This is a genomic window from Microbacterium sp. X-17, assembly GCF_039615055.1.
This window is the reverse complement of sequence record NZ_JBDHNI010000006.1, coordinates 444,307-469,092: the sequence shown is the minus strand read 5'-3', so window position 1 is coordinate 469,092 and position 24,786 is coordinate 444,307. Positions and strand designations below refer to the sequence as shown.

At 71.4% G+C, this 24,786-nt stretch carries 26 protein-coding genes; 14 read left to right on the top strand and 12 right to left on the bottom strand.

Going from position 1 to position 24,786, the window contains the following annotated elements:
- Positions 1 to 56 precede the first annotated feature (56 nt).
- The 4 genes from ABCS02_RS28480 to ABCS02_RS28465 all read right to left on the bottom strand — a co-directional run bounded on the left by ABCS02_RS28480 (position 57) and on the right by ABCS02_RS28465 (position 5,003).
- On the bottom strand, positions 57 to 701 hold the full coding sequence (locus tag ABCS02_RS28480) for a nucleotide exchange factor GrpE (RefSeq protein WP_345839078.1): 645 nt from the start codon (positions 699 to 701) through the stop codon (positions 57 to 59).
- A 2-nt stretch (positions 702 to 703) separates the two neighbouring features.
- The gene (gene dnaK, locus ABCS02_RS28475) at positions 704 to 2,572 is read right to left on the bottom strand and encodes a molecular chaperone DnaK (protein WP_345839077.1); all 1,869 of its coding nucleotides are present in this window, start codon (positions 2,570 to 2,572) and stop codon (positions 704 to 706) included.
- A gap of 190 nt (positions 2,573 to 2,762) precedes the next feature.
- Positions 2,763 to 3,395, bottom strand: a complete 633-nt coding sequence (locus tag ABCS02_RS28470) for a pyridoxal 5'-phosphate synthase (RefSeq protein ID WP_345839076.1) — start codon at positions 3,393 to 3,395, stop codon at positions 2,763 to 2,765.
- Positions 3,396 to 3,422: 27 nt separating this feature from the next.
- Positions 3,423 to 5,003 carry an MFS transporter gene (locus ABCS02_RS28465; RefSeq protein WP_345839075.1) on the bottom strand — a complete coding sequence of 527 codons (1,581 nt, stop codon included), beginning with the start codon at positions 5,001 to 5,003 and terminating at the stop codon, positions 3,423 to 3,425.
- Between the two features lie 84 nt (positions 5,004 to 5,087).
- Here ABCS02_RS28465 and ABCS02_RS28460 point away from each other — a divergent pair, with 84 nt between their 5' ends.
- Positions 5,088 to 5,813, top strand: coding sequence for a GTP pyrophosphokinase family protein (locus ABCS02_RS28460; protein WP_345839074.1), 726 nt, complete (start codon positions 5,088 to 5,090; stop codon positions 5,811 to 5,813).
- 48 nt (positions 5,814 to 5,861) lie between these two features.
- Positions 5,862 to 6,431 carry a signal peptidase II gene (locus tag ABCS02_RS28455; protein ID WP_345839073.1) on the top strand — a complete coding sequence of 190 codons (570 nt, stop codon included), beginning with the start codon at positions 5,862 to 5,864 and terminating at the stop codon, positions 6,429 to 6,431.
- A gap of 22 nt (positions 6,432 to 6,453) precedes the next feature.
- On the opposite strand, the gene ABCS02_RS28450 is transcribed toward ABCS02_RS28455, so the two are convergent.
- Positions 6,454 to 7,233 (bottom strand): SDR family oxidoreductase, encoded by a 780-nt coding sequence (locus tag ABCS02_RS28450; RefSeq protein WP_345839072.1) that lies wholly within the window; start codon positions 7,231 to 7,233, stop codon positions 6,454 to 6,456.
- 76 nt (positions 7,234 to 7,309) lie between these two features.
- Between ABCS02_RS28450 and ABCS02_RS28445 the strand changes: the two genes are divergently transcribed.
- Positions 7,310 to 7,942, top strand: coding sequence for a DUF2461 domain-containing protein (locus ABCS02_RS28445; RefSeq protein ID WP_345839071.1), 633 nt, complete (start codon positions 7,310 to 7,312; stop codon positions 7,940 to 7,942).
- Between the two features lie 49 nt (positions 7,943 to 7,991).
- Positions 7,992 to 9,422 (top strand): MFS transporter, encoded by a 1,431-nt coding sequence (locus tag ABCS02_RS28440; protein ID WP_345839070.1) that lies wholly within the window; start codon positions 7,992 to 7,994, stop codon positions 9,420 to 9,422.
- 267 nt (positions 9,423 to 9,689) lie between these two features.
- Here the strand turns inward: ABCS02_RS28440 and ABCS02_RS28435 are convergent, their stop codons facing one another.
- The gene (locus tag ABCS02_RS28435; protein ID WP_345839069.1) at positions 9,690 to 10,418 is read right to left on the bottom strand and encodes a MarR family transcriptional regulator; all 729 of its coding nucleotides are present in this window, start codon (positions 10,416 to 10,418) and stop codon (positions 9,690 to 9,692) included.
- A 56-nt stretch (positions 10,419 to 10,474) separates the two neighbouring features.
- On the opposite strand from ABCS02_RS28435, the gene ABCS02_RS28430 reads away from it, so the two are divergent.
- Complete coding sequence (locus ABCS02_RS28430; RefSeq protein ID WP_345839068.1) at positions 10,475 to 11,716, top strand: hypothetical protein; 1,242 nt, start codon at positions 10,475 to 10,477, stop codon at positions 11,714 to 11,716.
- Positions 11,717 to 11,795: 79 nt separating this feature from the next.
- A complete protein-coding gene (gene idi / locus ABCS02_RS28425) occupies positions 11,796 to 12,347 on the top strand; it encodes an isopentenyl-diphosphate Delta-isomerase (RefSeq protein WP_345839067.1) in 552 nt (183 codons plus the stop codon).
- Between the two features lie 139 nt (positions 12,348 to 12,486).
- On the opposite strand, the gene ABCS02_RS28420 is transcribed toward idi, so the two are convergent.
- Positions 12,487 to 13,014: a hypothetical protein gene (locus ABCS02_RS28420; protein ID WP_345839066.1), complete on the bottom strand. Its 528-nt coding sequence runs from the start codon at positions 13,012 to 13,014 to the stop codon at positions 12,487 to 12,489.
- Between the two features lie 24 nt (positions 13,015 to 13,038).
- Positions 13,039 to 13,644, bottom strand: coding sequence for a dCTP deaminase (gene dcd, locus ABCS02_RS28415; protein WP_185275885.1), 606 nt, complete (start codon positions 13,642 to 13,644; stop codon positions 13,039 to 13,041).
- 107 nt (positions 13,645 to 13,751) lie between these two features.
- Here dcd and ABCS02_RS28410 point away from each other — a divergent pair, with 107 nt between their 5' ends.
- Both ABCS02_RS28410 and ABCS02_RS28405 read left to right on the top strand, forming a co-directional pair.
- On the top strand, positions 13,752 to 14,354 hold the full coding sequence (locus tag ABCS02_RS28410) for a winged helix-turn-helix domain-containing protein (protein ID WP_345839065.1): 603 nt from the start codon (positions 13,752 to 13,754) through the stop codon (positions 14,352 to 14,354).
- Complete coding sequence (locus ABCS02_RS28405; protein WP_345839064.1) at positions 14,351 to 15,628, top strand: MFS transporter; 1,278 nt, start codon at positions 14,351 to 14,353, stop codon at positions 15,626 to 15,628. The genes ABCS02_RS28410 and ABCS02_RS28405 overlap by 4 nt, the downstream gene beginning before the upstream one ends.
- A gap of 7 nt (positions 15,629 to 15,635) precedes the next feature.
- Here ABCS02_RS28405 and ABCS02_RS28400 read toward each other — a convergent pair whose 3' ends face one another.
- Both ABCS02_RS28400 and ABCS02_RS28395 read right to left on the bottom strand, forming a co-directional pair.
- The gene (locus ABCS02_RS28400) at positions 15,636 to 16,331 is read right to left on the bottom strand and encodes a hypothetical protein (RefSeq protein WP_345839063.1); all 696 of its coding nucleotides are present in this window, start codon (positions 16,329 to 16,331) and stop codon (positions 15,636 to 15,638) included.
- A gap of 66 nt (positions 16,332 to 16,397) precedes the next feature.
- A complete protein-coding gene (locus ABCS02_RS28395; protein ID WP_345839062.1) occupies positions 16,398 to 17,324 on the bottom strand; it encodes a LysR family transcriptional regulator in 927 nt (308 codons plus the stop codon).
- Between the two features lie 105 nt (positions 17,325 to 17,429).
- Between ABCS02_RS28395 and ABCS02_RS28390 the strand changes: the two genes are divergently transcribed.
- The 4 genes from ABCS02_RS28390 to ABCS02_RS28375 are packed head-to-tail and all read left to right on the top strand — an operon-like array spanning position 17,430 to position 20,970.
- Positions 17,430 to 18,785 (top strand): MFS transporter, encoded by a 1,356-nt coding sequence (locus ABCS02_RS28390; protein WP_345839061.1) that lies wholly within the window; start codon positions 17,430 to 17,432, stop codon positions 18,783 to 18,785.
- A 34-nt stretch (positions 18,786 to 18,819) separates the two neighbouring features.
- On the top strand, positions 18,820 to 19,566 hold the full coding sequence (locus ABCS02_RS28385) for a 3-hydroxybutyrate dehydrogenase (protein ID WP_345839060.1): 747 nt from the start codon (positions 18,820 to 18,822) through the stop codon (positions 19,564 to 19,566).
- Positions 19,563 to 20,342, top strand: a complete 780-nt coding sequence (locus ABCS02_RS28380; RefSeq protein WP_345839059.1) for a CoA transferase subunit A — start codon at positions 19,563 to 19,565, stop codon at positions 20,340 to 20,342. Before ABCS02_RS28385 ends, ABCS02_RS28380 begins: the two co-directional genes overlap by 4 nt.
- Before the next feature lies 1 nt (position 20,343).
- On the top strand, positions 20,344 to 20,970 hold the full coding sequence (locus tag ABCS02_RS28375) for a 3-oxoacid CoA-transferase subunit B (protein ID WP_345839058.1): 627 nt from the start codon (positions 20,344 to 20,346) through the stop codon (positions 20,968 to 20,970).
- 11 nt (positions 20,971 to 20,981) lie between these two features.
- Here the strand turns inward: ABCS02_RS28375 and ABCS02_RS28370 are convergent, their stop codons facing one another.
- On the bottom strand, positions 20,982 to 22,964 hold the full coding sequence (locus ABCS02_RS28370; protein ID WP_345839057.1) for an ATP-binding protein: 1,983 nt from the start codon (positions 22,962 to 22,964) through the stop codon (positions 20,982 to 20,984).
- Between the two features lie 106 nt (positions 22,965 to 23,070).
- Between ABCS02_RS28370 and ABCS02_RS28365 the strand changes: the two genes are divergently transcribed.
- A complete protein-coding gene (locus tag ABCS02_RS28365; RefSeq protein WP_345839056.1) occupies positions 23,071 to 23,193 on the top strand; it encodes a hypothetical protein in 123 nt (40 codons plus the stop codon).
- Between the two features lies 1 nt (position 23,194).
- Positions 23,195 to 24,451, top strand: coding sequence for a phosphatidylserine decarboxylase family protein (locus tag ABCS02_RS28360; RefSeq protein ID WP_345839055.1), 1,257 nt, complete (start codon positions 23,195 to 23,197; stop codon positions 24,449 to 24,451).
- Positions 24,452 to 24,457: 6 nt separating this feature from the next.
- Here ABCS02_RS28360 and ABCS02_RS28355 read toward each other — a convergent pair whose 3' ends face one another.
- Positions 24,458 to 24,739 (bottom strand): hypothetical protein, encoded by a 282-nt coding sequence (locus ABCS02_RS28355; RefSeq protein ID WP_345839054.1) that lies wholly within the window; start codon positions 24,737 to 24,739, stop codon positions 24,458 to 24,460.
- Positions 24,740 to 24,786 lie beyond the last annotated feature (47 nt).

The following is a 24,786-nucleotide window of genomic DNA, read 5'->3' as shown; positions in this document are numbered from 1 at the left end:
CGCGAGGAGCGGCGGGACACGCATCCCGCCGCTCCTGGCGCTCATCGTCCGGCCGGTCAGGCCGGGGTGGCGACGACCACCTTGGCCACCCGCACGACGGTGGAGCCCAGCCGGTAGCCGGTCTCCACCACCTCGGCGACGGTGTCGGCCGTCACGCCGGGGGTGGGCTGCTGGAAGATCGCCTCGTGGACCTGCGGGTCGAAGGGCTCGCCCTTCTCGCCGTAGGGGGTGAGGCCGAGCCGCTCGACCGCGGTGCGCAGCTTGGCCGCGATGGTCGCGAACGCGCTGCCCTCGGTGAGGTCGCCGTGCTTGTCGGCGCGCTCCACATCGTCGAGCACCGGGATGAGACCCTTGACGGCGTCCCCGATCGCGCGCTCGCGCTCGATCTCCCGGTTGGCCTCGGTGCGCTTGCGATAGTTCGCGTACTCCGCGGTCACCCGCTGGAGGTCGGCGAGCCGCTCCGCCGCGAGCTGGTCGGCCGTGGTCTGGCCGGAGAGGATGTCGAGGTCGTCGTCGGACAGAACGCTCTCCTCCTCGCCCGGACCCACGTCGACCAGCTCCTCGTGCGAGAGGTCGTGCTCGTCGCCCTGCGGCTCGCGAACCTTGCCGGTCTCGGGGTCGATGCGTCGCTTGTCACGCACGATCGGCTCCTCGCGCTCCGGCTCCTCCGAGCCGTGCCCGTCGCGGTTCTGGTCGGCCATGGTTACTTCTTCTCCTCGTCCTCGACGACCTCGGCGTCGATGACGTCCTCATCGTCGGAGGAGGAGCCCTCGCCGGCCTGGCCCGCCTCGCCCGCGTCGCCGGCCGGGGCCTCGGACGCCTGCGCGGACGAGTAGATCGCCTGGCCGAGCTTCTGCTGGCTCTCGCTGAGCTTCTCGTACGCGGTCTTCACGGCCTCGTCGTCGTCGCCGGCGAGCGCGGTCTTCAGCGCGTCGATGTCGCCCTGGACCTCGTTCTTGACGTCCTCGGGGAGCTTGTCCTCGTTGTCCTTGATCAGCTTCTCGTTCGAGTAGACGAGCTGCTCGGCCTGGTTGCGGGTCTCGGCGGACTCGCGGCGCTTCTTGTCCTCCGCCGCGTGCTCCTCGGCCTCGCGCACCATGCGCTCGATGTCGTCCTTCGGCAGGCTGGAGCCGCCGGTGATCGTCATCGACTGCTCCTTGCCGGTGCCCTTGTCCTTGGCGGACACGTGCACGATGCCGTTGGCGTCGATGTCGAAGGTGACCTCGATCTGCGGGATGCCGCGGGGGGCCGGGGCGATGCCGGTCAGCTCGAAGGTGCCGAGCGGCTTGTTGTCGCGGGTGAACTCGCGCTCGCCCTGGAAGACCTGGATCGCGACGGACGGCTGGTTGTCGTCGGCCGTGGTGAAGGTCTCGCTGCGCTTGGTGGGGATGGCCGTGTTGCGCTCGATGAGCTTTGTCATGATCCCGCCCTTGGTCTCGATGCCGAGGGACAGCGGGGTGACGTCGATCAGGAGGACGTCCTTGCGCTCGCCCTTGAGGACACCGGCCTGCAGGGCGGCGCCGACGGCGACGACCTCGTCCGGGTTCACGCCCTTGTTGGGCTCCTTGCCGCCGGTCTCCTGCTTCACCAGCTCGCTCACGGCGGGCATGCGGGTGGAGCCGCCGACGAGGACGACGTGCGCGATGTCGGACACCTTGATGCCGGCCTCACGGATGACGTCCTGGAAGGGCTTCTTGGTGCGGTCGAGGAGGTCGCTGGTCATCTGCTCGAACTGGGCGCGGGTGAGCGTCTCGTCGAGGTTGGCCGGGCCGTTCTCGGTCAGCGAGAGGTAGGGGAGCTGGATGCTGGTGCTCATCGAGGAGCTGAGCTCCTTCTTGGCCTGCTCCGCGGCCTCCTTGAGGCGCTGGAGGGCGATCTTGTCCTTCGAGACGTCGACGCCGGTCGAGTCCTTGAAGCGCTTGATCAGCCAGTCGACGACGCGCTGGTCCCAGTCGTCGCCACCGAGGCGGTTGTCGCCGGCGGTCGCGCGGACCTGGATGGTGGAGAAGTCGTCGTCCTTGCCCACCTCGAGGAGGGAGACGTCGAAGGTTCCGCCACCGAGGTCGAAGACGAGGATGAGCTCGTCCTCCTTGCCCTTGTCGAGGCCGTACGCGAGGGCCGCGGCGGTGGGCTCGTTGATGATGCGGAGCACGTTGAGGCCCGCGATCTCGCCGGCCTCCTTGGTGGCCTGGCGCTCGGCGTCGTTGAAGTAGGCCGGGACGGTGATCACGGCGTCGGTGACGGTGTCGCCGAGGTACTGCTCGGCGTCGCGCTTCAGCTTCTGGAGGATGCGGGCCGAGATCTCCTGGGCGGTGTACTTCTTGCCGTCGATCTCCTGGGTCCAGTCGGTGCCCATGTGGCGCTTGACGGACGAGATGGTGCGGTCGACGTTGGTGACCGCCTGGCGCTTGGCGGTCTCGCCGACGAGCACCTCGCCGTCCTTGGTGAACGCGACGACGGACGGGGTGGTGCGGAAGCCCTCCGCGTTGGCGATGACCGTGGGCTCGCCGCCCTCGAGCACCGAGACGACGGAGTTGGTGGTTCCGAGGTCGATTCCTACTGCACGTGACATATGTGCTTTCTCTCCTTTGTTGCTGGCGTGGATAGCCGGTGAAGTTCATGGGGTCAAGAGTTGAGCCTCGACGGCTCAAGCCTGGCATCCCGGGTGGGATGCTGTCAAGCCGTGTCGCTCAAAACTTGAGTACATGTGACTCAACTTTGAGACGACCCCGAGTATTCCGAATTTGCGGAGGATTCCCTGATCAGGGTTGAAGTCCCCGCACCGACCAGGCGCCGCCGTCCGCCCGCTCGTACCGGAGGCGGCGATGCAACCGGTCGGGACTCCCCTGCCAGAACTCGATGGACGAGGGCACGAGCCGGTAGCCCCACCAGTCGGCCGGCCGTGCGATCGGCGCGCCCGCTGCGGCCAGCGACTCGGCCCGGGCGCGCAGCACCGCGAGGTCGTCCAGCGCCGCATCCTGCTCCGAGACGACGGTCGCCGCACGCGCGGCGGGAGGCCGGTCGGCGAACAGCGCGTCGGACGCGTCGGCCTCCAGCACCTCCACGCCGCCGTCGAGCCGGAGTTGCAGCGCGAGCTCGCGCCAGTAGACGGTGACGCTCGCGACCGGGTTGGCGGCCAGGTCGCGCCCCTTGCGGCTGGCTGCAGACGTGCCGAACACGACGCCGTCCGCGGAGAGCGCCGCGAGCCGGAGGGTGCGTGACGAGGGGATGCCCTCGGGCGAGGCCGTGGCGAGCGTGGCGGCGAGCGCCTCCCGGACGCCGGAGCGCTCGGCCTCCGCCACCCAGGCGCGCAGGAGGTCGCCGGGATCGCGAGTGGCCTCGGAGGCGGCGGGCAGCGGCGGCATCCCGGAGGCGCCGAGGAGGAAGTCGGACATGCCCCGAACGTACCCGCGGCGCGCGCGTCAGCCCAGCACGGGCGCGTCGCTGTCCGACGGCGCCGGGTCGGGCAGGCGGCGCATCCGCAGCGCGTTGCCCGCGCCGAGGAGGCCGGCGGCGAGCGGCACGAGCAGCGCGACCTGCAGCGCGATCGGCCGCGCCTCCGTGTTGATGCGCACGACCTCCGCACGCACCTCCGGCGTCTCGGTGGCGAGCTGCTTCTCCAGCTGGGTGTTCGACATCACCTGGGCGTCCTCCTCCAGGGCCGCCGCCACCTGCTGCTTGTCGGCGGACGGGAGGACGGTGCTCGCGTTCGTCAGCGAGGTGAAGGCGAAGGCCAGCGTCGCCAGCATGATCGCGCCGGCGAACGCCAGGCCGAACGACAGCCCGAACGAGCCCGCGGCGGAGTTGACGCCCGCGGCCTCGCTGACCCGCTCGTCACTGATCGGCGACAGCGTGTAGTTGTTGAGCTGCGAGACCAGGAGGCCGAGGCCGCTGCCCGACACGATGAGCGGGATGGTCAGGAACCAGCCGTTCGTCGCGATCGGGACGATCGGCAGCAGGATCGCCACACCGATCACGTTGAGCAGGAAGCCCCACAGGATCAGGTTCGCCGGCCGTCCCTTCGCCCTCCGGCCGGCGAGCAGCGCGACGACGAACATGCTTAGCGACAACGGGGCGATCGAGAGGCCGGCCTGTAGCGCGTTGTACTCCAGCACCATCTGCAGGTAGATGGGCAGCGCGATCATGGTGCCGCCGAGCGCGACCTGCTGGAGGAGCTGGCCGCTGACGCCCGTGCGGAACAGCTTCGACGAGAACAGGGCGGGGTCGAGGAGGGTCGGCTTGTCGCGGCGGGCGCGCGAGCGCAGCCAGAACACCAGGCCGACGAGCGCCGCGACGCCGACGACGATCAGCAGCAGCACGTACTCGCCGCCCTCCTGCCAGACCAGGATGCCGGTGACGATGCCGCCCATCCCGACGACCGACAGCAGCGCGCCGACCAGGTCGATCGAGCGCGAGCCGGTGTACGGGACGTCGTGGACCAGCCCGATCCCGGCGAGCACCACCGCGATGATGACGGCCTCCAGCAGGAACCCGACCCGCCAGGACAGGAAGGTCGTGATGAAGCCGCCGAGCAGCGGGCCGACCGCGGCCGCGATGGCGGCGGAGGCTCCCACCAGCGCGTAGACCCGCTTCTGGTGCGCGCCCTCGAAGTTGCCGTGGATGAGCGACTGCATCGCGGGCAGCAGCAACGAGGCGCCGATCCCGCCGATCACCGCCCAGAAGATGACGATCGCGAGGAGGTTCTGCGCCAGCGTCATCGCGACGGCGCCGACCGCGTACCCGAGCAGGCCGAGGATGTAGGCGAGCTTGCGGCCGATGAGGTCGCCGGTCTTGCCGCCGATCAGGATGAACGCCGCCGAGACCAGGGCCTCCAGCGCGATCGCGCCCTGGACTCCGCTGACCGTGGTGTGGAGGTCGTGGACGACGGCGGAGATCGACACGTTCATCAGCGAGGTGTCCACGACCAGGACGAACATCGCCATCGCGAGCAGGATCGCGAGGCGGAAGTTGAAAGGCGCCTCGGCGCCGTCCCCTCCGGTCATGCGCACAGGAAAGCACAGCGCGCGGGAGTTTGGCGACAGCCGATTCACACCCGTTCCACAACCCGCGTCGATAGCGTCGGGGACATGGATTCGGACCCGGCCCCGCTGCTCTCCACCCGGGCGATCGAGGCTCTCCAGAGCATCGACCCGGCCACGCTGAGCGAGGTGCAGGCGTTCCGTGAGGACTTCGCGCGGTTCATCATGCCGTACAAGTTCGGCATCGACGAGATCTCCACCAAGGTGTCCATCCTGCGCGAGGAGTTCGCCGAGCTGCAGGACTACAACCCCATCGAGCACATCTCCAGCCGGCTGAAATCGGCCGAGAGCCTGGAGCAGAAGGTCATCCGCAAGAACTGCGAGCCGTCGTTCGACGCGATCCGCGAGGCCATCACCGACATCGCGGGCATCCGGATCGTGTGCTCGTTCGTCTCCGACGTCTACCGCGTGTTCGAGCTGCTGACCGCGCAGGAGGACGTGCACGTGCTGCGCGTGAAGGACTACATCGCGCACCCCAAGCCCAACGGGTACAAGAGCCTGCACGTGATCGTGGAGGTGCCGGTCTTCCTCAGCGGCGGCCCGGTCGCCGTGCCGGTGGAGGTGCAGCTGCGCACGGTGGCGATGGACTTCTGGGCGAGCCTGGAGCACAAGATCTACTACAAGTACGACGGCGAGGTGCCGGAGGCGCTGCTGCGCGACCTCACGGCGGCGGCGGGCACGGCGGGGCAGCTCGACATCACGATGGAGGACATCCACCGGCAGGTGCGCGGGGATGGCGGGGCGGCGCAGTACGCGTTGCCGGTGTCGATGTAGGCGGGTAGTTCGTCGTTTCGCGCGCTGCGGGCATGCGAGGATAACCCGGTGACCGAGACCACCGAACCGTCCGAACGGCCAGAGGACACCGAATTCCCGCGGCGCCGCTCGCGCGCGCTGGTCCTCATCCTGGTCATCGCGGTCGTCGTCGTGCTCGCCGACCAGCTCACCAAGCTGTGGGCGACCGCGAGCCTCCAGGTCGGCGTCTACCACTCGCTCATCGGGAACCTGCTCGGCATCCAGCTCATCTACAACTCGGGTGCGGCGTTCTCGTTCCTGGTGGACCAGACCTGGGTGTTCACGATCATCGCCGCGCTGGCCGTCGTCGCGCTCCTCTACTTCTCGCGGCGGGTCGGCGCGCGGTCGTGGGCCGTGGCGTTCGGCCTCCTGCTCGGCGGCGCGGTGACCCACCTGGGCGACCGGCTGTTCCGGGCGCCGTCGTTCGGGCAGGGGCACGTGGTCGACTTCATCGCCTACGCGAACTGGTTCATCGGGAACGTCGCGGACATCGCGATCTTCTGCGGCGCGGTGCTCGCGCTGATCCTCGCCGTCGTCGGCGTCCCGCTCCGGGGCGGGCCGCGGCACACGCACGACGATTCGGCACGAATGGCGGGTTAGCGCGCGCGAAACGCGCCATTCGTCACGAATCGCGCGCGACGGTGGCGAGGTAGTCGTCGAAGGTGACGGTGCCGAGCTGGGCCTCGGGGCCGGGCAGCAGGGTGCCATCGCGGAGGGCGCGGCCCCAGCGGCCGGGCAGCGGCACCGCGAACACGCGGGCCGGGCTCCCCGTCGCGGCGAGGTAGCGGCGGACGAGGGTGGGCATGTCCTCCACCTTCGGGCCGCCGAGGTCGCGGCTGAGCCCGGCCGGCTCCCCGGTCGCCAGCTCGGCGAGGCGCGTGCCGACCTCCGCCGCCGCGACCGGCTGCGAGCGCACCGCCGGGACCGGCTTCACCCGGCCGCGCGAGCGCGCCGCCAGCTGGGACGCGAACTCGTGGAACTGCGTCGCGCGCAGCAGGCTCCAGCCGTCCCCGCTCGCCATCACCAGCCGCTCCTGGGCGTCCTTGCCCGCGTAGTACGCGTACGGCGCGGCCGCCGCGCCCACGATCGAGAGCGCGACGTGGTGCTTCACCCCGGCGGCCCGCTCGGCGGTGAGGAGCGCCGTCGTCACCGCCTCGAAGAAGCGCGTGGAGGCCGCGCCTCCCATCGTCGTCACCGACGTCACATCCACGACGGCCGCGCAGCCGTCGAGGGTGCGGGCGAGCCGGTGCGCCTCGCCTGTGTCCTGGGCCGCCGCGAGGAGGTCCGTGCCCTCGGAGCGGCTCAGCACCACCGCCTCGTGCCCCGCCCTCCGCAGCGCCTCGACCGTGCGGGCTCCCACCACGCCGGTCCCGCCGGCGACCGCGACCTTCATCGTGTCCATACCGACAGCATCCGCATCCCACGCCTCCAAAACAACCTCCGCCCGAGCGGCCCGCGCGCCGACGTACGATCGGGCCATGACATTCACCGGGTTCGACGAGGACGCGGTCGCGTTCTACCGCGAGCTGACCGCGCACAACGACAAGGCGTTCTGGCTGGAGAACCGCGAACGCTATGAGCAGCGGGTCGCGGCGCCGATGCACGCTCTCGCAGAGGCGCTCGAACCGGCCTTCGGCGCGGGGCGGCTCTTCCGCCCATATCGCGACGTGCGGTTCTCGCGCGACAAGTCGCCGTACAAGCTGCACGCCGCCCTCACGTTCGCGCGCGGCGGGTACGTGCAGGTCTCCGCGGAGGGCCTGGCCGGCGGCGCGGGCGTCTACCAGCTCGACAAGGAACAGCTCGACCGCTACCGCCGCGCCGTCGACGCGCCGCGGACCGGCGGCGAGCTGGAGGCCGCGCTCGCCACGCTGCGCGCCTCCGGGGTCGCCATCGAGATCCCCGAGCAGCTCAAGACCGCCCCGCGCGGCTACCCGGCCGACCATCCGCGCGCCGAGCTGCTGCGCTACAAGGGCATCATCACCTGGGCCGATTGGGGCATCCCCGAGTGGTTCGCCACGCCGGAGGCCGCGGACCGGATCGCGGGATTCCTCCACGACAGCGAGCCCGTCACGGCGTGGTTCCGGGCGAACGTGACCGGCCCGGGCGACTGACCTCGCGCGCGTTCACCGCCGGTTCCCCGCCACGCCCTACGCTGTCCCCATGACGACCGAACGACCGGCGGGCGGCGACGGCGACGCCCTCGCGACCGCGGCGAGCCCGATCTTCGCCGACAGCTCCACCGAGCGCCGCATCCCGCGCAGCTGGGTGGCCTCGTGGGCGCTCTGGGACGCCGGCGGCGCGGCCTTCAACGCGGTCATCACCACCTTCGTCTTCACCGTCTACCTGACCTCCAGCTACTTCATCTCCCCCGCGCTCGTCTCGGCGCAGGACGCGGAGAAGGACGCCTCCGGTCCGGCGCACCACGCGGTGACCGGCGCGATCGCCGGACTCTCCAGCGGGCTGGCCTGGGGCATCGGGATCGCCGGGATCGTCGTCGCCGTGCTCGCGCCCGTGCTCGGCCGGCGGACGGACGGGTCCGGTCGCCGCAAGCTGTGGCTCGGGATCAACACCGGCGTGGTGGTGCTCCTCACCGCGCTGATGTTCTTCGTCGTCGGCGAGCCGTCGTTCTTCCTGTTCGGCGTCGTCCTCGTGGCGGTCGGGACCGTGTTCTACGAGATCGCGACCGTCAACTACAACGCGATGCTCGTCCAGGTGTCCACGCCCAAGACGGTCGGCCGGGTGAGCGGGCTCGGCTGGGCCAGCGGCTACTTCGGCGGCATCCTGCTGCTCGTCATCGTGCTCGTGCTGCTCGCATCGCCCAACGGCGACGGCACGGGAGGCGTCCTCCATGTGTCGACGGACCAGGGCCTCAACTACCGGCTCGTCGCGCTGGTCGCCGCGATCTGGACGCTCGTGCTGTCCATCCCGGTGCTGCTGAAGGTGCCGGAGGCGCCAGCCAACCGGCGGCTGCCGCGGCTCGGGTTCTTCGCGTCGTACCGGCTGCTGTTCCGCGACCTCGGGGTGCTGTGGAAGGAGAGCCGGAACACGGTGCTGTTCCTCATCTCGTCGGCGCTGTTCCGGGACGGGCTGGTCGGCGTCTTCACGTTCGGCGGCATCCTCGCGAAGGGGACGTTCGGGTTCAGCCAGTCGGGCGTGATCGTGTTCGCGATCGCGGCCAACGTGGTCGCGGGGCTGAGCACGGTCCTGTCCGGGCGGTTCGACGACCGCTTCGGCGCGAAGCCTGTGATCGTCACGGCGCTGGTCGGGCTGGTGATCGCCGGGCTCGCGGTGTTCTTCCTGCACGACGCCGGGGCGATCGCGTTCTGGGTGTTCGGGCTGATCCTGTGCCTGTTCGTCGGCCCTGCGCAGTCGGCGAGCCGGACCTTCCTGACCCGGGTGACGCCGGCCGGGCGAGAGGGAGAGGTGTTCGGGCTGTACGCGACATGCGGACGCGCGGTGTCGTTCGTGGCGCCGCTGCTGTTCGCGCTGTTCGTGGCGGTCGGAGGGGCGCAGTACTGGGGGATTCTCGGGATCGTGCTCGTGCTGCTGGTGGGGCTGGTGCTCCTGGTGCCGGTGCGGTCGCCGCGGTAGCAGCTGTCCTCCGGTTGGCTGCGGAGGAGATCCGGTGCGACACGCCGGGCGGTGGGGGTTAGCGGAGGAGATCCGGGGTGTGGGGCGCGGGATGTCCTCCGTTGGCTGTGGCGTCAAGGAGCGCGGGGTGCTGCTGGCGGGGTGCGGTTGCCGCGGGTAGCGGAGGAGATGTGTGGCGACGCGCCGGGGCGTGGGCGCTAGCGGAGGAGATCGGGCGCGCTGGGCGCGGGATGTCCTCCGTTGGCTACGGGGTCGGGGGCGGGGGGGTCAGCGGGGCCAGGCCTGGACGAAGCGGGCGAAGAGCTCGGCGAAGGTGCGCGCCTCCTCGGGGGTGAAGGAGGCCAGGGCGGTCTCGACGGCGGAGCGGCGGTGGTCCTGGACCTCGCCGAGCTGCGCGCGCCCGGCGGTGGTGAGCTGGATGAGCGCCCGCCGCGCGTCGGACGGGTCGGGCACGCGCCGGACGAGCCCGCGCTCGACGCCCTCCTGAACGAGCCGGCTCGCGCGCGGTTGATCGACGCCGATCGCGGTGGCGAGGGAGCTGACCGAGAGCTGCCGCCCCTCCGCGTCGGCGGCGGCCAGCGCCTCCAGCATCCGGATGCGGGCGAAGCGGCCGAGCGAGCCGTCGCGTCCGCGGCGGCCTGGGCCGGGACGGGCGGAGTCGCCGAACGGACCGGGGAAGCCGGCCCACGGGCCGCGCGGGGACCAGGTGTGCGGGTCGAAGCCGTGCGGGGTGGGGTGGGAGTGGCCGTGGTGGTCGTGGGGGGTGGTGTTGTCGGTGCGGCCGCGGTCGGCGGCGTCGGTGGCGTGGCTCTGGTCCGTGCCGTTGTCGCCGTGGTCGTGGTTCGCGTGGCCGTGGCCGGGGTAGGCGCCGTGGTCCCACGGTCCTGTCGGGCGGCGGCGCGACTGGTCGCGGCGGACGGCGACCAGCGAGCGCTCGATGAGTGCGACCACGTCCGCTTCGGGCGAACGGTCCTGCTCTTGACGATCCTCAGCCATGCATGTAACTATACATTTACTTGTAACAGTACATAGAAACCGAAGGGAGTCTCCCGATGACGACCATCGACGACTCGAACACCCACGATTCATCCGACACCCCGCCGTACTTCTGGTTCGGCGAGATCAGCGCGCGCCTCCGCGCCCGGACGCGCGACGAGCTCCACGAGCTCGACCTCGGCCGCCGGGGCTGGCGCGTCCTGCACACCCTCGCGGACGGCCCGGCCACCGCCGACGAGCTCTACGCCTCCCTCCCGCACCGTGGACGCCGCGGCGGGCCGTTCGGAGGCCGGCCCAGCGGAGCAGGCCGTCCTGCTGAGGCGGACGCGCGCCCGGACGGCGACGCACCCTCCGGCGAGCAGACCCACGCGGCCGCCGCACCTCGGGAATGGCGCGGCCACCCCGACTGGATGCGGCGCGAATGGGAGCGCCGCCAGCAGATGTACCGCGCGTGGATGGAGCATGACAGCTCCCGTGCGCAGGCGGGGCCGCATGAGCACGACGGGCACGATCACGAGCACGGCGAGCACGACCACCACGGACATGACGGCGGGCACCCGCACGAGCAGGGCGAGCGCGACCAGAGCAAGCCCGACAACTACGGACCCGATCACGCCGACGACCACCAGGTGCACGCCGGGGACGGGCACGAGCACGACGAGCACAACCACGACCACGACCACGACCACGAGCACCACCACCACGACGAGCACTCCCACCACCACCCGCACCCCGACCACCACGGCGCCGAGCAGGCGTTCGAGCGCGGTTTCGAGCGCGGGTTCGTCCGAGGCGTCGAGCGTGGGCACGGCGGGCACGGCTTCGGCCCCGGCGGATTCGGCTACGGCGGCTTCGGCCCCGGCCGTTACGGTCGCGGCTTCGGTCCCGGCCGGTTCGGTCCGGACGCATGGGGCCACGAGCACTACGGGCGCGGTCGCCCTCCGTTCGCCGGACGACACGGCTTCGACGGGCGCTGCCGCGGCGGCGTGGACCGCATCCTCGCGGACTTCGTCGAGCGCGGCTGGGTCTGGTTCGACGGGGACCGCGCGACACTGACCGACGAGGGGCGCGCGGCACACGACACCGCGGCCGAGCGGATCCGCGCGGCGCGGGCGACGGTCTCCGAGGGCATCGACCCCGCCGACCTCGCCACCACGCTCGCCACCCTCGAAGCGATGGCGCGCAACCTCGGCTGGACGCCGCGGGCGGAGGAGGCTGCAGAGGCCACTACCGCCACTGGCGGGGCCACCGACGCCGAAGAGGGCACCGACGCCGAAGAGGGCACCGACGCCGACTGACCCGGCGGCACACTCCCGAGGGGGCGCGGCCACCGGTCGCACCCCCTCCCGCAGTCCCGCCCGCGCCTAGGATGGACGCATGACGTCACCGCGCGAAGAGGTCGTCCTGCTCGCGGAGGACGGCACCCCGATCGGGACCGCGGACAAGGCGACCGTCCACACCGCGGACACGCCCCTCCACCTCGCCTTCTCCTGCCACCTCTTCGACGGCGAGGGCCGCATCCTCGTGACCCGCCGCGCGCTGAGCAAGGCCACCTGGCCGGGCGTCTGGACCAACTCGTTCTGCGGGCATCCCGCGCCGGGCGAGTCGATGGAGGACGCCATCGCGCGCCGCGCCGCCGACGAGCTCGGCACCTCGGTCGAGAACCTCGTGCCGGTCATCCCCGACTTCCAGTACCGCGCCACCGACGCCGCCGGCATCGTGGAGTACGAGGTCTGCCCGGTGTTCACGGCGACGATCGCCGGCGACCTCAATCCGTCCGCCGACGAGGTCGCCGAATGGGAGTGGGTCGACCCGCGCTCATTGCTGGCCGCGGTGGAGGCGACGCCGTGGGCGTTCAGCCCGTGGCTGACCCTCCAGCTCCCCGCGCTCTATGCCGACGATGCACCCGAAGCTTCAGGCCAGCTGTGAGTCTGACTCACTATTTTCCACCTGTGTAATCGACTGTGGATAACTCGCGGCGTGTATGCCGCGAAGCGAATCCATTCGGAGACGAAGCAGTTCGCCGGGGTAGCAGTTGCGGGACCGCACAGCCTCTGCGCAGAACGGATCAGCCGGTGCGCACCGCGTCGGCGTGCTGCTCCAGCCACCAGGTGCGGCCCTCGTCGTTGGAGACCCAGCCGTCCCACTCGAACGACTCGGCGGTGATCTTCGAGAAGTTCCAGCGGATCGGCCGGCCGTCGGTCTGCGTGCCGTCCTGCCGGATGCCGTCGCGGCGGTGCGGTGTGGCGACCAGCGTGCAGAAGTCGCCGGCCGCGGCACCGAACCAGCTCACCCGCCACGCGCCGAGCGTCGAGTCGTAGACGCGGACGGTCGAGCCGTGGGCGACGAGGGACTCCGGGTGCTCGGGATCGCGTGCGACCAGGACGTCCTGCACGGCCCGGCCGCCGAGCGTGTATGCGAACACCCACTCCTCGACGCGTTCCGTCCACGCGCCGGCGGCCTCGTCCAGGAAGCGGACATCGGCCCGCCAGCTCCCGACGAGCTGCCCGAACAGGTGCATCCGCTGCGGACGCTCCGGCGTCGGCTCGGCCGCGATCAGGGCTCGCGCGAAAACGGAATCGGTCGACTCGCTCATGGGCAGCCCTCTCGGGTAGGGGGTCTAGCTGGACGGGCGTCCGGCTTCGGTCGCGGACACGTCGGTCCGGTGGAAGTTCAGGTACGAACGGGAGGCGGTCGGGCCGCGCTGGCCCTGGTACCGCGAGCTGTACTCGGCCGACCCGTACGGCTTCTCGGCCGCGGACGACAGCCGGAAGAAGCACATCTGGCCGATCTTCATCCCCGGCCACAGCTTGATCGGCAGGGTCGCGACGTTGCTCAGCTCCAGGGTCACGTGCCCGGAGAAGCCGGGGTCGATGAAGCCGGCCGTGGAGTGGGTGAGGAGGCCGAGCCGCCCGAGCGAGCTCTTGCCCTCCAGCCGCGCGGCGACGTCGTCGGGCAGGCTCACGAGTTCGAAGGTGGACCCGAGCACGAATTCGCCCGGGTGCAGGATGAACGCCTGATCAGGGTCCACCTCCACGAACCGGGTCAGCTCCGGCTGGTCGACCGCGGGGTCGATGAACGGGTACTTGTGGTTGTCGAACAGGCGGAAGAAGCGGTCGAGCCGGACGTCGATGCTCGACGGCTGGACCATCGCGGGCTCGTACGGCTCCAGCGCGATCCGTCCGGCACCCAGTTCGGCCTTGATGTCACGATCGGAGAGAAGCACGCGCCCAGCCTATCGGGTGCGGCGGGAGCGGGATCGGGGGTTACGTCGAGGGTCGCCAATCGCAGAAACTCTTTTGCAGAATCTTTTCTGCGATTACACTGCACGGTATGACCGACGAGCCGAACCCGTTCCCGGAGCTCGATCCGGCACAGGATGTGCTGCTCAGCCCCTCCGCCATGCGCGGGCTGGTCAACCCGCTGCGCCTCCGGCTGCTCGACCTCCTGCAAGCCGACGGACCCTCCACCGCGACCGAGCTCGGCCGGCGCGTGGGCCAGTCCACCGGCGTCACCAGCTACCACCTGCGCGTGCTCGCCGAGCACGGCTTCATCGTGGAGGACGCCGAGCGCGGCAACGACCGCGACCGCTGGTGGCGGGCGGTGCACCGGTCGACCTCCTTCTCGTTCCGCGTTCCGGGCGACGCCGCCACCGAGGAGACGGTCGACCAGGCCGTGCAGTTCGTGCGGCTCAACGCCGAGGAGTCGCACCGGCGCGTGCTGGCCTGGGTGGACACGCTGTCCAGCCAGGTGGACGAGCTGCCGGAGCTGCCGTGGACGGTCAGCGACTGGCCGCTCACGCTGACCGTCGAGCAGGCCCGGGAGGTCACGGCGGCCGTGCGCGACCTCGTGACGCGGTTCCGGCGCGAGCCGGGGGCGGACGCCGGCGACGGGATCCGGGTGCACGCGCAGTTCCAGCTGTTCCCGGAGCCATGAACGGCATCGCACCCCGCCGCGCTCCCCTGCTCGGGCTCATCGGCGCGTACCTCGTCTCCGGCGCGGGCACGGCGCTGTCGGCCATCGCCATCCCGTGGCTCGTGCTCGTCACGACCGGCAGCGCCGTCGCCACGGGCCTGGTCGGGTTCGCGGAGATGGCACCGTACGTGCTGTTGCAGGCGACCGCCGGGCCGCTGGTCGACCGGGTGGGACTGCGCCGCACCTTCCTGATCGGCAACCTCGTCGCCGCGGCGGCGGTGTTCGCGGTGTTCCTGCTCGGCGCGCTGCACGACCTCCCGCTCGGCGCGCTGGTGGTGCTGGTCGCGGTGGCCGGCGCAGTGCGTGGCGCGGCGGACGCGGCCTCCACGCCGATGATCCCCCCGCTGGCGCGGCTGGCCCGCTGGAGCGACGAGCGCGCGGTCGGGCTCTACTCGGGCGCGAACCGGGCGGCGCTGCTGGTCGGGATGCCGCTCGCGGGCGTGCTGGTCGCGCTGGTCGGCCCCGCGGTCACGATCCTGCTCGACAGCCTGAGCTTCCTCTGCGCGGTCGTGGTCGTTGCGGCGACGGTGCCGACCCTCCCGCAGGAGTCGGAGGCGCCCGCCGCGCCACGGCTCGGACCGCGCGCCTACTTCGCCGAGCTGCGGGAAGGACTGCGCTTCCTCCGCGCCGACCGGCTCCTCCTCAGCCTCATGGCCTTGATCGTGCTCACGAACCTGCTCGACCAGGCAATGAGCGCGGTGTTCCTCCCGGTCTGGGCGCACGACCGGGTGCACGACGCGGTCGCATTCGGCGTGGTCGGCGGGGCGTCCGGGCTCGGGATGCTCGCCGGCGTGCTGCTCACCGCCTGGCTAGGCCGGCGGCTCCCGCGCTGGCTGACCTTCGCCCTCTGCACGCTGCTGGCGTCGGCGCCGCCGTTCTTCGCGGTGGCAGGGTGGACCTCGGTCGTCGCGGTCGCCGCGGTGATCTTCGTGTGCGGCGTCTTCGGGGGCGTCCCGAACCCGATCATCGGGGCGGTGCAGTACGAGCGGGTGCCCGCGCTGCTGCAGACCCGCGTGCTCGGGGCCATGAAGGCGAGCGCCTACCTGGGCGTCCCGTTCGGGTCGCTGCTCGGCGGTCTCCTCGCGCAGGGCGTCGGGCTGACCTGGGCGTGCGTCGGCGCGGGCGTGGTGATGCTGCTGGCGACGATCGCGCCGCTGATGTTCCCGGTCTGGCGGCAGCTCGACCGTCCGGCCTCCGCGCCGGGGTCGCCGCGGCTCGGGCCCGAGGCGGCGTGAGGCGCGCTCAGTACCCGGACGGCCAGGCGAACGCCTTCGGCGCGGAGGCCGTCGTCCCCTTCTTCGCGACGACGAAGTCGATGTCCTCGTGCGAGGTGAGCGGGATCGTGCGCGGGTCGCCGGTGAACGTCTTGCCGTTCACGAAGACGGTGACGGTCTGCCCGTCGACCCCATCCCGATATTCGCCGACCTGGCCGGGGCCGAGCTTCTGGCCCCACTCCGCGAACACCTCGGCCAGCGTGAAGGTGCGGACCTCCGCCGACTCGACGTGGATGATCCCGGACTTGTCGTGCGTGTGGATGGGCGAGATGCGCTGCTGCGCCTCGTCGATGCCGATGCCGGCGGGAACGGCGACGGGCGCGCCGTCGACCGTGACGGTCAGGTGCTGGTGGATGTGCAGCGCGGTCCCCTCGGCGGTCAGCATCTGGAGGCCGGCGGCGCGCACGGCACCCTCCACATCGGCGGGTGCGGCCCAGGCTGTCGCGCTCGCGGAGGACGTGGAGGTGCTCGCGGCGGACGTCGACGGCTGCTGACCGTTCACGACGACCGCGGTGACGATGCCGGCGACGGCGAGTACCGCGACCACGGCGCCGCCTCCGATGAGGGCCTGGCGGCGGCGGGCCCGGCGCTGCTCCTGCAGCCGCAGCTCGGCGGCGCGCTTCTGGGCTTCGAGCCGGCGATCACGCTTGGGGGTGTCGTTCACGATCACAGTCAAGCAAGTCGCTGCTGTGCGCCCGCCGCGGACACGGTGCGAACAGTCCCGGAATCCTCAGGCGCCGCTCACCTCGGCCGACCGTCCGGCCAGGATGTCCGCGGCGTCCCGCGCCCCCTCCCGCAGCGCGTGCGCGACGGCGGCGACCGCGGGATGCCGCAGCGAGTCGGGATGGACGACCATCCAGTACGGCAGCGTGGCGTGGAGCTCGCCGGGCAGCAGCCGGACCAGGTCGTCGTGGCGGTCCGCCATGAAGCACGGCAGCAGCCCGATCCCGGCGCCCGCGCGGGTGGCCTCCACGTGCACGAACACGTTCGTTGAGGTCAGCGCGTCGCGCATCTGCGGGGCGAGGCGCCGCGGCAGGTCGAGGTCGTCCACCTGCAGGATCGAGTCGATGAAGTAGACGAGCGGGTGCGCGAAGACCTCCTCCGGCGTCGTCGGGGTGCCGTTGCGTGCGAGGTATTCGAGGGAGGCGTACATCCCGAGCGCGTAGGAGCCCAGCTCGACCGTGTGGGCGCGGCGGGTCTCCGGCCGGCCGACGACGATCTCGATGTCCAGTCCCGAGCGGTGCTGCAGCGCACGCCGGGTCACGGTGAGGATCTCCACCGAGAGGCCGGGATGCTCCCTGCGGAGCGCGGCGATGGCCGGGGCGGCTATGTATGCGCTGAAGCCGTCGGTCGCGGACATCCTGACCACCCCGTCGATCGGGTCGGCCTCCGCCTCGGGACGGGTGAGCGCCGCCACCGCCGCCTCGATGCGGCCGGCGACGTCCACCGCGCGGCTGCCGAGCGGCGTGAGCTCCCAGCCGCCGGACGCCTGGGTCAGCAGCCGCCCGCCCAGGGTCTCCTCCAGCGCGTCGATCCGCCGGGAGACCGTGGTGTGGTCGACGCCGAGCTGCTCGGCCGCGCGCGCGAACCGGCCGGCCCGCGCCACCGCGAGGAGGACGAGCAGGTCGTCCGACCGGGGCTTCTTCGACGCGTCCATGCGTGCAATTATGCACAGCGCCATCGCATCCTTGGGCATTGATTCGCACTTGTACCCCGGGTTGACTGGCCCGCGGATGTCACCGTCGACATCGAAGGAGAGACTATGGAAACCACAGCGAGTCCCCGCACCCTCAAGACGATCGTCGCCGCATCCATGGCAGGCACGGTCGTCGAATGGTATGAGTTCTTCCTCTACGCCACTGCCGCGAGCCTTGTCTTCGGCACGTTCTTCTTCCCCGCCACCGGCAGCCCGCTGGACGGGGTCATCGCCGCGTTCGTCACGTACGCGGTCGGCTTCATCGCCCGCCCGCTCGGCGGGATCGTCTTCGGGCAGCTCGGCGACCGGCTCGGCCGCAAGCCAACGCTGCAGGCGACCATCATCATCGTCGGCGCCGCCACGTTCCTGATGGGCTGCCTGCCCGGCTTCGCGAGCGTCGGCTACTGGGCGCCCGCGCTGCTGGTCGCTCTGCGCTTCATCCAGGGCTTCGCGCTGGGCGGCGAGTGGGGCGGCGCGGTGCTGCTGGTGGCCGAGCAGAGCCCCGACCGCACGCGCGGATTCTGGTCGAGCTGGCCGCAGGCCGCCGTGCCGGTCGGCAACCTCCTCGCCACCCTCGTGCTCCTGGTGTCGTCGTGGGTGATGGCCCCGGAGGCCTTCCTCAGCTGGGGCTGGCGGATCGCGTTCTGGCTGTCCGCGGTGATCGTGCTCGTGGGCTTCTACATCCGCACCCGGGTCAGCGAGGCGCCCATCTTCATCGAGGCGAAGGCGCAGGCCGAGAACGAGCAGCGCGGCGGGTACAGCGTGGGCCAGGTGCTCAAGCGCTACCCCGGCGGCGTGCTGAAGGCGATGGGCCTGCGGTTCGCGGAGAACATCTTCTACTACATCGTGGTCAGCTTCACGATCGTCTACCTGAAGGAGGTCCACAACTACAACACCGCGCAGTTGCTGCTGGCCCTGCTCATCGCGCACGTCGTGCACTTCCTCGTCATCCCGCAGGTCGGCCGCCTCAGCGACCGCGTCGGACGCAAGCCCGTCTACCTGGTCGGCGCGGTGCTCGCCGCCACCTGGGCGTTCTTTGCCTTCCCGCTGTTCGACACCCTCAACCCGCCGCTCATCGTCCTGGCGGTGACCATCGGACTGGTGTTCCACGCCTTCATGTACGCGCCGCAGCCCGCCATCATGGCCGAGCTGTTCCCGACCCGGATGCGCTACTCGGGGGTCTCCCTCGGCTCGCAGGTGGTCTCGATCGTGGCCGGCTCGCTCGCGCCGATCCTCGCGACGGCGTGGCTGAAGGACTACCACAGCTGGATGCCGGTGGCCGTCTACATCGTGATCGCCTGCGTCGTGACGCTGGTCGCCGTGCTGACGCTGCGCGAGACGAAGGGCATCTCGCTGGAGGCCGTCGATCAGGCCGACGCGGCGCGGGGCATCCGGAGCGCCGCGCCGTCCGTCGCGCGCTGACCCCGACCCACCCCCACCGAAAGGCACCACCACTATGAGCCCGTTCCAGGGACGCCGCGCACTCGTCACCGGCGGCGCGAGCGGAATCGGCGCAGCCTGCGCCCGCGCGTTCGCCGCCGCCGGCGCGCACGTCACCGTGGCCGACATCGACGGCGACGCGGCCTCCCGCGTCGCCGCCGAGATCGGCGGCTCGAGTTGGAAGGTCGACCTCGCCGACACGGGCGCGCTCGCCGACCTCCGGCTGGACACCGACATCCTCGTCAACAACGCGGGCATCCAGCACGTCAGCCCGATCGAGGAGTTCGACCCGGAGCGGTTCTCGCTGATCCTGCGGCTCATGCTGGAGGCGCCGTTCCTGCTCATCCGCGCCGCGCTGCCCGGCATGTACGAGCGCGGCTTCGGCCGCGTGATCAACCTGTCGAGCGTGCACGGCCTGCGCGCCTCGAAGTACAAGGCGGCCTACGTCTCGGCCAAGCACGGCCTGGAGGGCCTCTCGAAGGTGACCGCGCTGGAGGGCGGCGAGCACGGCGTGACGAGCAACTGCATCGACCCCGGCTACGTGCGCTCCCCGCTCGTGGAGAAGCAGATCGCGGACCAGGCTCGCCTCAACGGAATCGACGAAGACGAGGTGCTGTCACGGGTGCTGCTCGCCGAGTCGGCCGTGAAGCGACTGGTGGAGCCGCACGAGGTCGCCAGCCTCGCGCTCTGGCTCGCCGGGCCGGACGCGGGGATGGTCTCGGGCGCGAGCTACACGATGGACGGCGGGTGGAGCGCCCGATGAGCGCCGGGATCGACAAGACGGTCGCCTCCGCGGCGGAGGCGGTCGCCGACATCCCGAGCGGCGCCTCCCTCGCGGTCGGCGGGTTCGGGCTGTGCGGCATCCCGATGGTGCTCATCGAGGCGCTGCTCGCGAGCGGCGTGGACGACCTCTCGGTGGTCAGCAACAACTGCGGCGTGGACGACTGGGGCCTCGGCGTCCTGCTCGCCGCCCGGCGCATCCGAAAGATGACCTCCTCGTACGTCGGCGAGAACCGCGAGTTCGAGCGCCAGTACCTCAGCGGCGAGCTCGAATTGGAGCTGACCCCGCAGGGCACGCTCGGCGAGAAGCTGCGGGCCGGCGGCTCCGGGATCGCCGCGTTCTTCACGCGCACAGGCGTCGGCACGCTCGTGGCGGAGGGCGGTCTGCCGCGCCGCTACGCGCCGGACGGCTCGGTCGCCGTGGCCTCCCCGCCCAAGCAGGTGCAGACCTTCGAGGTCGGCGGCGCGCGCCAGGAGTTCGTGCTGGAGGAGGCCATCAGCACCGACTTCGCGCTCGTGCACGCCGAGGTCGGCGACCGGGCGGGGAACCTGCGCTTCCACGCCTCCGCGCGCAACTTCTCCCCGCTGGCCGCGATGGCCGGCCGGGTCTGCGTCGCCCAGGTGGAGCGGCTGGTCGAGCCCGGCGAGCTGGCGCCGGACGACATCCATCTGCCCGGCGTCTACGTGCACCGGGTGGTCGAGGTGGGGGACGTCGAGAAACGCGTCGAGCGGCTCACCGTCGCGGGAACGCGGGCCTGACATGCCGCTGACCCGCGATCAGCTCGCCGCGCGCGCCGCCCGCGAACTGCCGGACGGCGCGTACGTGAACCTGGGCATCGGCCTCCCGACGCTCATCCCGAACCACCTCCCGGCCGGGCGGTCGGTCGTGCTCCAGTCGGAGAACGGGATCCTCGGCACCGGCCCCTACCCCGCCGCCGACGCGGTCGACCCCGACCTCATCAACGCGGGCAAGGAGACCGTGACCACCCTCCCGGGCGCGGCGTTCTTCGACTCGGCGCTCAGCTTCGGGATGATCCGCGGCGGGAAGATCGACGTGGCGGTGCTCGGCGCGATGCAGGTGTCCGCGAGCGGCGACCTGGCCAACTGGATGATCCCGGGGCGGATGGTCAAGGGCCCCGGAGGCGCGATGGACCTCGTGCACGGCGCCGGCCGGGTCATCGTGCTGATGGAGCACGTGGCGAAGGACGGCAGCCCGAAGATCGTGCCGGAGTGCACGCTGCCGCTGACCGGGCGCGGGGTGGTCGACCGGATCATCACCGACCTCGCCGTCATCGACGTGACGCCCGACGGCCTCCGGCTCGTGGAGCTCGCGCCCGGCGTGGAGCTGCAGGCGGTGCTCGACGCGACGGCGGCGCCGATCGCCTGAGGCACGCGCCCTCACGCCGGCGGCGTGCTCCTCGGCAGCTCGATCGTCGCCCGCGTGCCACCGGTCGCGGGCGAGTCCAGCCGCACGGAGCCCCCGTTGCGCTCCACCAGCTCCGCGACGATCGCCAGCCCGAGACCGGTTCCGGGGACGGCGGCCTTCTGCATCCCCGGCGCGCGGTAGAAGCGGTCGAAGGCGTGCGCGAGGATCTCCTCGCTCATGCCCGGTCCGGTGTCCGCGACCACCACGGTGATCGTCGCCTCGTCGGCGGACGACGTGACCGTCACGCGCCCGCCCTCCGGCGTGAATTTGACGGCGTTGGCGACCAGGTTGGTGAGGATGCGGGCCACATCCGCCGGCTCCGCGCGGGCCGTCCCGGCGTGGCCGTGCGTCGAGAGGTCGATGTGCTTCTTGGCCGCGATGACGCTGGACGCGCTCACCACGTCGCGGATCTGATCGTCCACGTCGGCCTCGGCGAGCGCGCCGCCGGGCCTCCCCACCGTCGCCCCGAGGGTCAGGAGGTCCTCGACCAGGGAGGACAGCCGCACCGCGTTCCGGTCGATCACCTCGACCCAGGCCTTCTCCTGGTCCCCGAGCGCGTCCGACTCGGCGAGCAGCTCGCAGAACCCGACGATGCTGGTGATCGGGGTGCGGAGCTCGTGGCTCGTCGTCGCGACGAAGTCCTCCCGCTGACGCTCCAGGTCGATGCGGGTCGTGCGCGCCGCCTCCTGCTCGCGTTCGGCGGCGAGCGTCGCCGCCTGCATCCGGAGCGTGTCGGTCACATCCACGAGCTGCACGGCGAAGCGGTCGGGCTCGTCCGGGATGCCGTTCGCCGCCACCGTGAGCGTGCGCGACCCGCCGGCCACCGTGATCGGCGTCCCGTCGGCGAGCGCGGACTCGGCGGCGTCGGCGAGCTCGCCCTCCCACCGGCGGCCGCTCCCGGCAGGGAGCAGAGCGGCGGCCGTGGGGTTGCTCCAGATCACGTGCATACCGCCGGCCCGGTTACGCTCCGCGATCAGCAAGCCCACGGAGGCCTCGACGGCGCTGCCGGTGAGGAGCCGGGTGGTGGCGAGGAGCTGCCGGGTGGTGGCCCGCAGCTCGTACTGGGCGGCCGTCAGGACGATCGCGAAGCCGGCGAAGGTGACCAGGAAGGTCTCCCCGAGCGCGGCCCGTTGCGTGAAGTCCAGCGTCGCGACGGTGAACGGGCCGCCGCCGGCGATGGTGAGCGCCAGCATCGCCATCGACGCGAGCAGGGTCTCGGTGACCACGACGCGGATGGGGAACCGGAATGCCGCCCACGAGAGCACCGGATAGGGGAGGAACGCCAGCGGCAGATTCGTACCCGGATGGAAGACGAGGACGATCACGACCGCTAGCGCGACGCACTGGACCACCATCTCCACGACGGTCGCTCGCACCGGGATGGCAGGCGGGAGCAGCCCGAACGAGGCGATCATGTAGACGGCGGCCGCGTGCGAGGCCGCGACGAAGACCGCGGTGGGGAAGAAGGCCCCGCCCACGACGACGGCGACGCCCGCCGCCGCCAGCACGCCGATCGCGACGGCGCCGGCGAGCACCGCGACGGTGAATCTGAGCGCCGAGTCGAGATCGCGCAACCGGAATCCCTGGCCACCCCAACGCGCCAGGACCGCGAAGACCACCAGGGCTTCGACGGTGTTCGCCAGTCCGAAGGCGGACGAGAGCAGGACGGGTCGGCCGGCCACGGCGTTCGCCAGGGCGGTGACCACGAAGATCGCGGCCAGCGCCGCGGCCCGCTCCTTCCGGTCGCGAACGAGGATCACCAGCAGCACCGAGAGGCCCGCGGCGGGCCACCAGATCGCCACGTCGCTGCCGGGCGGCGCCAGCCGGACGCCGAGAACCGACGCGGCGAAGATGAGGACCACGGCCAGCAGCCACCCCCACCACGGGAAGGCGCCGCGCGACCGATCGGTCTCCTGATCGTCGGCGAGAGCAACGTCGGCAGGGCTGAGGGTCACATCAGGGACCGTACCTGCGGGCGGCGACTTCAGCGTGCAGGCTCGCCCTCTCCCCACCCCCGGCGTACGGTGCCATGACGACAGCACGACAGGAAGGACGAGAACGATGACCGATCGCGACACGCACCGCCCCGACCCCGACGACCTCCCCGACGGCTCCGGCCCGCAGTCCGAGGAGTCCGACGACGGCGCCGACACCGCCTCGGGCGGCGGAGCGGACGACCACTGACATGACCCGGGAGTCCGAGGACCTGAAGCGCCGCGGCGGCTGGCTCCCGCACGACCAGGACGAGCTGGAGTCCTGGCTGGACGGCCGGATCGACCGGCTCGGCGACGACGACACGGCGCCGTACCGGCATCCCGTGATCCAGGAGTTCGCCGACCTCATCGACCGTGACGCGATCGTGCGGATGTACATGACCCGGATGATCGAGGAGGTGCCGCAGACCCGCCAGTACAGCGCGCGTCACATCGAGAGCGTCGGCCAGCTCCTCCGCCTGATCGACGGCGTGCTGGACACGGCGCCGGAGTTCAGCGAGGGCGCGATGGTGACCACGCCGCTCACGGGCATCCTCGACTGGACGATGGGCACCCGCTCCGGGATGGCCGCCTACCGCGACCCCCGGGTCAACGCGATCCTGAAGAAGGTCCTCGACGCCTGGGCCGAGTTCCTCAACGGGCCCGGCTCGCTCTCCGTGCTCAACGACTCGCCGCAGGGCTGGATGTCCGAGAAGGCCCGCGAGGTCGTGGGCATCGACCAGTTCGAGCACGACCCGAACGCCGAGCACTGGGGCTTCACCTCCTGGAACGACTTCTTCACCCGCCGGCTGAAGGAGGGCGCCCGGCCGGTCGACTCCCCCGACGACGACGCGGTGGTGGTCAGCGCCTGCGAGTCCACGCCATACCGGATCGGCCGCGATGTCGCCCGGCACAGCGAGTTCTGGATCAAGAACCAGCCCTACTCGCTGCAGGACCTGCTCGCGGACGACGAGTCGGTGGGCGAGTTCGTCGGCGGGACGGTGTACCAGGGCTTCCTCAGCGCGCTGAACTACCACCGCTGGCACAGCCCGGTCGCGGGGACCGTCGTCCGCGCCTACGTCCAGCCGGGCACCTACTTCTCCGAGGCGGAGTCGGAGGGCGCGGAGGCGGTGGAGGCGACAGCCTCGCAGGGCTACCTCGCCCACGTCGCCGCGCGGGCAATCATCCTCATCCAGGCCGACAACCCGGCGATCGGGCTGATGGCGGTGGTGCCGGTGGGCATGGTGGAGGTCTCCTCCTGCGTGATCGGCGACGACATCGTGCCGGGACACCACGTCGGGAAGGGCGACGAGCTGGGGTACTTCCAGTTCGGCGGCTCGACCGAGTGCCTGGTCTTCCGGCCGGGGGTGATCCAGGAGTTCGCGCTCGGGGCCATCCCGCAGACCGGAGCGGCCGGGGAGTCCGTGCTGAAGGTGCGCTCCCGGCTCGCGGTCGCGGCGCAGTCGTAGCGCCGGTCAGCTGCCGTAGTTGTCGTAGGCGTCGAACGACGGGAAGACCGCATCGAGGGCGGCATGGGCTGCCTGCACGGGATGGAGCCCCCGCTGGGCCTCCGCGACCGTGTGCACGGTGACGGCGCTGGCGGGCGTGATGAGCACGCTGATCAGCCGCGTGCCGTCGAGGAAGTCCACGAAGTCGCCGCCCTCCCGCACGGCGGCCACGAGCTGCGCGCGGGTGGTCTCCAGATCGGCGACGGGGTCGAGGCGGCGGCCGGCGACCCTGACGAAGAAGTCGGGCATGGCAGCCTCCTCGGATTCGCCGTGAACGTTACACCCGGCGAGGGATT